Origin of the sequence: Terrisporobacter othiniensis (genome assembly GCF_000808015.1) — a bacterium.
GTDB classification, from domain to species: Bacteria; Bacillota; Clostridia; order Peptostreptococcales; family Peptostreptococcaceae; genus Terrisporobacter; species Terrisporobacter muris.
This window is the reverse complement of the sequence record NZ_JWHR01000135.1, coordinates 21,126-28,286: the sequence shown is the minus strand read 5'-3', so window position 1 is coordinate 28,286 and position 7,161 is coordinate 21,126. Positions and strand designations below refer to the sequence as shown.

Here is a 7,161-nt window from a genome sequence, read left to right as displayed (position 1 = left end):
AAGCTGTACTTTACTACTTAAATAATTATTGTAATGATTGTATAAATTATTTATAGTTTCTAAATCTCTAGAAACAGAATTTATATTTAAATTACAGTTATTATCATTTATATACATGACAGATAAACAATTTTTCACAAGTATCATGTTAAAATTTTCATTGTTATTACTATAAAGATTGTAAGTTATATTAGAATTTGAATTTAGATATAGAAGGATTATTTTACAATACTCATTTATATCTTTCTTCATTTCATCTAAATTAATCAGCTGATGTATATATACTTTTTTACTATTAAACACAAAATCTTTATTCTTAGAGATTTCTGATACAGATTTTTTGCTGGAATATCTTTTAATATCATGGGTTATTATTATATGAATATCCTTTTCCTTTGATTTATTACAATAGTTTTTTAAGTTTTCAAAAATCCATTTATCTATATCATTATTCCCTAACATGGTACAAGAATTATTATTATTTATTATATAATCTTTGTTTTTATTAAGTTTTTGGGATTCATAGGAATCGTATAGATAACGAGATAACTCGTTTTTTACACTTTCTTTACTATTATTAATTAACTCAAAGTCATAACATAGTTGTCTTAATGAACTTTCATTTATATTATCCATAAAAAATTGACAAATACCATCTATAATTTCAGTAATATTTTTTTGAGACGGTAGTTTACTGCCATTTATCCATTTACTAATGTATGTTACATCATATCCTAAATAATTTGCCAATCTAAAGTTTTTTTCACAGGTTATATCCAATAATTTATGAATTATCTCACCAAAGTTATTTGTCATAGTTTATTCTCCTAAATAAGTCGTTATATGTATTATATCAAATTAAATATATAATAAAATAAATTAGTCAATATTTGTCAATATTAGTCAACTATCATCTATTGATGTAGTGTTTTTATAAAGATATAATCTAAATATAAATTGTTAAAAAAATAACATGTATTTAATTAAGGAATCATCATTAGATTAAATAGAAAGTGATGATAGTAAATTTATGACAGGAACGATAATAAATGTTGATGGTGGTTTAGTATTTTAAGGAGGCAAGTATTTATGATATGTACAAAATTATTTTCACCAGGTAAAATAGGTTCTATGGATCTAAAAAATAGAGTTATATTACCTGCTATGGGTTCAGAAATGACTATAAATGGAGGAGAACCTTCAGATGAATTAATAGATTATCATGTGGCTAGAGTTAAAGGTGGATGTGGACTTAATATAGTTGAAATAGCAGCAATTCATCCAAGTACAAAAAATCCAATGGACTTAGGAATATACGATGATTCATTTATACCAGGGTTGAAAAGACTAGCAGATGCTATAAGAGAAGCTGGTGGAAAATCGGCTATACAAATATGGCATGGTGGACGTGTAGTTCGTAATCCAATAGATGGATACGATATAGTTGCTCCATCTGCAATAAAATCTCCTTATAGTGCAAAAGCGCCAAGAGAACTTACTATAGATGAAATATATGAATTAATAGAAGCTTATGGAGATGCTTGTTTAAGAGCAAAAAGGGCTGGATTTGATTCTGTTGAATTACATGGAGCTCATGGGTACTTATTAGCAGAATTTATGAGTAAAACTTGCAATAAGAGAACTGACGAGTTTGGTGGCTCATTTGAAAATAGAATAAAATTCCCACTTATGGTTATAGAAAATGTACGTAAAAAAGTAGGAGAAGATTTCCCTATTATATATAGAATAAGTGGTAGCGAATTCTGTGAAGATGGAATTACTGTTGAGGATGTAATAGAGTTTGCAAAGCTTGCTGAGAAGGCTGGAATAGATGCATTACATGTGTCTGCGGGAACTACTGCAACACTTGAATATGTAGTACCACCAATAGATTTTAAACAAGGGTTCAATGTGGAAAATGCTTATAAAATAAAACAGCATATAAATATACCTGTTATAACTGTTGGTAGAATAAATGATCCTATATTTGCAGAAAAAATATTAGATGATGAAAAAGCAGATTTCGTAGGAATAGGTAGAGCTCAATTGGCAGATGCTGAGTTCTGTAATAAGGCAAAAGAAAATAGATTTGATGAAATAATTAAATGTATAGGATGTAACCAAGGATGTTTTGATATGTATCTTGTTCCAAATCAAGATATAAGTTGTATGAGAAACCCTTCTTGTTCAAGAGAAAGAGAATATAAAATAAAATCTTGTGAAACACCTAAAAAAGTTCTTGTAATAGGTGGAGGGCCAGGTGGTGTTGAAGCTGCAAAAGTGGCAAAATTACGTGGTCATGACGTTACTCTATGTGAAAAAACTAACTCAATAGGTGGTCAGTTTAAAATAGCAGGGCTGGCTCCTAGAAAAGAAGAATTTGCATTAGCTGCAGATAACATGGAAGCTACACTTAAAAAAGTTGGAGTAAAGGTACTTAAATTAACAGAAGTTAATAAAGACTTCATAAAAGAATTTGCACCAGATGAAATAGTACTAGCTACGGGAGCTAACCAATTTGTACCTCCTATAAAAGGTGTAGAAGGTGACAATGTTGTACTTGCTTGGGACGTATTAAAAGGTGAAAGTACAGTTGGTAAAAATGTAGTTATTATAGGTGGAGGTCTTGTTGGTTTAGAAGTTGCAGAGACTTTAGCTGAAGAAAATAAAAATGTTACTGTTATTGAAATGCTAGACAGAGTAGGTAATGGTATAGGATGGTTAAGAGGTATATGTGTTCATAAGAATATATATAAATTAGGAATAAAAACTTTAACTAGTACAAAATGTTTAGAAATAAATGAAGCTAGTGTTTTAGTTGAAAAAGATGGAGAATCTAGCTTAATAGAAGGTATAGATTCAGTAGTTATAGCTATTGGATCTAGAGCAAATAATTCTTTAGAAGAATTTATAAAATCTACTAATATACCATATCATGTTATTGGTGATGCAGTAAAACCAAGACGTGCACTTGATGCAATATGGGAAGCAGCAAGTGTTGCTAGAGAAATATAATTAAAAAAACATCAGCATAAGTGATTGTGCTGATGTTTTTTTATTGAAGGCAATTATATTAAAAGTGATAAAGTGCCTATCACTATAAGAAAAAGGCCTAAAGCAGATTTTTTATTTAGTTTTTCTTTAAATACTATATAAGAAAATGCAATAGTAACTAAAATACTTAATTTATCAATGGGAACTACCACACTGGCAGGTCCTGTTTGTAGAGCTCTATAATAACAAAGCCATGAACCACCTGTTGCAAGTCCTGATAAAATTAAGAAAATCCAACTACTTTTATCAATATATTTAATAGTGTTTTGTTTTTTTGTAACGAAGACTACAATCCATGCCATAATAAGAACGACAATAGTTCTTATGGCTGTTCCTAAAGTTGAATCTACATTTTCAATACCAACTTTTCCAAGAATAGAAGTTAAGCTGGCAAAGAAGGCAGAGCCTAAAGCATAAAGAAGCCATGCGTTATTTTTCTTTTCCATAACTATATTTTCTTTCTTTGTTATCATTAAATATGTACCTACTCCTATTAATATCATGGCAATACATTTTATAAGCGTTAATTCTTCTCCTAACAAAATAAACGCCATAAGCATTGTTAAAATAGTGCTTGATTTGTCAATAGGAGTAACTTTGTTTACATCTCCAATTTGCAAAGCTTTGAAATAACAAAGCCAAGAAGCTCCAGTTGCTATACCTGAGAGAATAAGAAAAATTAAAGTTTTTGTGCTTATTTGTGATATGGTACTTTGGCTTCCTGCAACAAACACTATAATCCATGAAAAAATAAGAACTACAATAGTTCTAAGTGCCGTTGCCACATTTGAATCAGTATTTTTTATACCACATTTAGCTAGTATAGATGTTAACCCTGCAAAGAGTGCTGATCCAAAAGCAAATAAAATCCACATGATGTCGACCTCCATTTTTGTAATTTATAATGATTTTTATTATCAATTGGACTTAGATTATATCATAATTGATAAGACAATTAATAATATTTTATATCTAAATCATATTTATTATATTAAAATTTTGCAATATGGACTTATGTTGAAAATTTCATTTATTATATAAATGTAGGTCATATAGAATTGTAAAGAATATATGAAAACGAATAAAAGATTTATCTAATTAAAATAATAAAATTTATTTAAATAGAGCAATAGATGTATCTGAAGTGAAGCAAAGATATATCGTTGGCGACATGAAATGTTTCGCCGACACGTCGCTCAAGCGAAGCGAATTTTTTATAAAAAGTTAAAACCTTTTATTATAAATTTATGTCTAATAATTGAAAACAAAAATGAAAGGAGTAATCATGGAAGATATACTTTTAGTGAAAAGAGCTATCAAAGGTGATAGGGAAGCTTTTGAAGATTTGATAAATATGTACTTTGATAGATTATATAAAGAAGCGTATTTGAGATGTAAGCATGAAGAAGATGCTAAGGAGGTAGTACAAGAAACAATTTACAAAGCTTATAAAAATATAAAGGGCTTAAAAGAACCGAAGTATTTTAAAACTTGGGTAAGTAAAATTCTTATAAATGTATGTAATGATTATCTAAGAAAAAATGGAATGATTGATTTGGAACATGATGAAAATGATTATGTTAAAAAAGTACATAATGACGATGAAGTGGAAATTAAAATTGATTTATATAATGCAATGGATGAGTTGGAAGATAAATATAAAGATGTAATCATACTTAGATATATAGAAGACTTGAAGGTTGAAGAAATATCCAAAATTTTGGAACGTCCTGCAAATACCATAAAGACTCATATTAGGAAGGCAATAAAGGAAATGAAAAACCTGCTAAAGGAGGATTACATTAATGACTAAAAAGAAAAAAGATATTAATTTGGATAATGAACTAAATGAAAATTTAGAAGATGTGACAATAGAAGAAATTGATAAAGATATGGAAGATTTTTATATAGATGATGAAAAAATAGAAAATATAAAATACAATTTTGATAAAGAAAGATTGATAAAAGATGCTATAGATAAAGCTGAAAAAGATATGACTAAAAGTAAAATTAAAAAGAAATACATTAAAATAGCTGCCAGTATAGTGGTTTTAATTTCTATAGGAGTGTATAGTCCAGCTTTAGCATATCGTATACCACCAGTAATGAAGGTGTTGGAAAAAATAAATGATACTTTAAAAATAGATGAAATAAGTGCTTCATTAGAGATAGATACCATAATACCAAAGGCTGTGGTGGAAAATAATAAAATTCATTTTGTAAAAATAACAAGATATAAAGTTGATAAAACAAAAGAAAATAAAGAAAGTAAAGATGATAATAAAGGAAGTGATAACAAGGAAAATAATAATGAGGGAAGCAATGGTAAAAATATAGTTTATGATGAGTATGGGGTGGTAAACTTTATACACCAGATGTCTAATCAAATTATTAATCCAGCTGATGGGAAAAAATTCGGAGTTATTAAAATTACACCACAAAATATTGAAATAGCCCTAAACTCAATTAAAAATATTAATAATGATGAGGCTAGAGACTATTTAAATAAAGCACTTAGAAAATGGGAAAATGGAGATTTTAATAATGCTGTTGAAGTGCATAATTACGTGTGGCATATGTTAGGTGGAGAAATTGGAATTGCCTCATCTCTTGATGAAGAAGAAATAAATAAAATTAAAGCACAGTACTTTAAGTAAAAGATATAGAGCTAACAAGATTGACTTGGCTATAGCTGAAGGTAACGCAGTTGTTTAAGTTGGAGGGAGATAAAATGGAGTTTAATAAGAGCAAAAAGATTATGATAACAGCAATTATTTTTTTAATAATAATAGTTGCTTCACCTGTGATTTATACAAACATGAATAATAACAATACAAAGAATAAAGAAGTACCTACAGAGACTACAAATAAGAAAATAACATTTAAATCTCAAGAGTCTTATGTGAAAATTTCTTCTTACTTACAAAAAAATGGAGATTTGTCAAAAGAAGAGTTGGCAAAATTAGAACCAAATAAAAAATTAGTAGAGTCAGATGGATATTATTATATAGGTAGTGTATATAATGGTGATAAATACAAGGATTTAAGAACGATTAATTTAGAAGAAAAAAATGAAGGTGTATCATTAACTTATTTTTACGAAAATGATAAACCAAAAGAAGCTTTGTCAGTTCAATATTATAATGCAAATAAAAATGGTTATTTAAATGGAATACATTCATTTTATAACAAAGACTCAGATGAATTACTACGTTTTATTACAAGAATAGGTACTATTTCAGCGGAAGACCAAGAAAAGCTAGTTAATCATATTAAGGTAGATTCAAAAAATAAAGAAGAATATAAAACTTATTTTAAACTTGCGAAAATAGTTCAAAGAAGTGTATCTTTTCCTAAGGAAGAATTTGAAAAATTTAATGATAAATCAATAAATCAAATAGACAAAGAAAACACCGTTGCGAAAATAAATGATTCACAGCTAGTATTTATGCATGATGAAAAGATGGAAGAAATAAGAGGACTTAAACTTATTGATAAAGATGGAACTTTATTATATACAAAATCATTTATAGGAGATGCTCCAAATATAAGTGGACAAGATGAAATTTTCACAATGACAGAAATAATAAGTGACTCATTGGAAAGTCAAAATAATTTGCTAACTAAGCTAAGTGAAAATGTACAAAATTCTACACCAAGAACTGATGGAGATAATATAATAAACAATAATAAAAATCATGCAGTACAAGTTTTTTCAGCTGAAGAAGATTATGATGATATGAAATTTATGGGTGAAATATCTTATAGTAGTGAAGAAAACCCGAAAGAATTGACTATGACAAAATCTGTGGAATATGTTAAATCTAAATTGGGGGAAAATATAAAAGAAATTGATTCTAATTATATTAATAATGTGGGTGTTACTGTTGTCACATATGAGCTAAGTGATAAGACTTATAAAGTGAGATATCAACATCCATATAAAGTTGACAAAGATGGAAGTACATCAAATGAGTATGATAAAAATAAAAGTGCAGGAATTTGCATTTATGAAAAATAATAAAAAGGATGAGCTATATGCTCATCCTTTAAAAAATTTGATAATAAACAATTCTTATGGCAATATAAATATATAATAGAAGGAGG

Annotated in this window: 6 protein-coding genes; 4 read left to right on the top strand and 2 right to left on the bottom strand. The window is 27.9% G+C overall.

Annotated features, from left to right (window positions below; translation table 11 throughout):
• Positions 1-816 (bottom strand): hypothetical protein (locus QX51_RS16980; RefSeq protein ID WP_039681092.1); only part of this gene is annotated, 816 nt, incomplete at its 3' end.
• Between the two features lie 273 nt (positions 817-1,089).
• On the opposite strand from QX51_RS16980, the gene QX51_RS16975 reads away from it, so the two are divergent.
• On the top strand, positions 1,090-3,015 hold the full coding sequence (locus QX51_RS16975; protein ID WP_039681091.1) for an oxidoreductase: 1,926 nt from the start codon (positions 1,090-1,092) through the stop codon (positions 3,013-3,015).
• A gap of 53 nt (positions 3,016-3,068) precedes the next feature.
• Here QX51_RS16975 and QX51_RS16970 read toward each other — a convergent pair whose 3' ends face one another.
• Entirely contained in the window at positions 3,069-3,929 is an 861-nt protein-coding gene (locus QX51_RS16970; protein WP_039681090.1) for an EamA family transporter, read from the bottom strand.
• A gap of 410 nt (positions 3,930-4,339) precedes the next feature.
• Here QX51_RS16970 and QX51_RS16965 point away from each other — a divergent pair, with 410 nt between their 5' ends.
• The 3 genes from QX51_RS16965 (at position 4,340) to QX51_RS16955 (ending at position 7,075) form a co-directional block, all read left to right on the top strand.
• Positions 4,340-4,867 carry a sigma-70 family RNA polymerase sigma factor gene (locus QX51_RS16965; RefSeq protein WP_052233134.1) on the top strand — a complete coding sequence of 176 codons (528 nt, stop codon included), beginning with the start codon at positions 4,340-4,342 and terminating at the stop codon, positions 4,865-4,867.
• The gene (locus QX51_RS16960; RefSeq protein ID WP_039681088.1) at positions 4,860-5,711 is read left to right on the top strand and encodes a DUF6241 domain-containing protein; all 852 of its coding nucleotides are present in this window, start codon (positions 4,860-4,862) and stop codon (positions 5,709-5,711) included. Before QX51_RS16965 ends, QX51_RS16960 begins: the two co-directional genes overlap by 8 nt.
• Before the next feature lie 74 nt (positions 5,712-5,785).
• Positions 5,786-7,075, top strand: coding sequence for a hypothetical protein (locus QX51_RS16955; protein WP_039681087.1), 1,290 nt, complete (start codon positions 5,786-5,788; stop codon positions 7,073-7,075).
• Positions 7,076-7,161 lie beyond the last annotated feature (86 nt).

What these genes read in the sequence shown, in the direction of transcription:
- QX51_RS16975 (WP_039681091.1), top strand. Translation starts at nt 1,090, where the DNA reads ATGATATGTACAAAATTATTTTCACCAGGTAAAATAGGTTCTATGGAT.
- QX51_RS16965 (WP_052233134.1), top strand. Translation starts at nt 4,340, where the DNA reads ATGGAAGATATACTTTTAGTGAAAAGAGCTATCAAAGGTGATAGGGAA.
- QX51_RS16970 (WP_039681090.1), bottom strand. Translation starts at nt 3,929, where the DNA reads ATGTGGATTTTATTTGCTTTTGGATCAGCACTCTTTGCAGGGTTAACA.
- QX51_RS16960 (WP_039681088.1), top strand. Translation starts at nt 4,860, where the DNA reads ATGACTAAAAAGAAAAAAGATATTAATTTGGATAATGAACTAAATGAA.
- QX51_RS16955 (WP_039681087.1), top strand. Translation starts at nt 5,786, where the DNA reads ATGGAGTTTAATAAGAGCAAAAAGATTATGATAACAGCAATTATTTTT.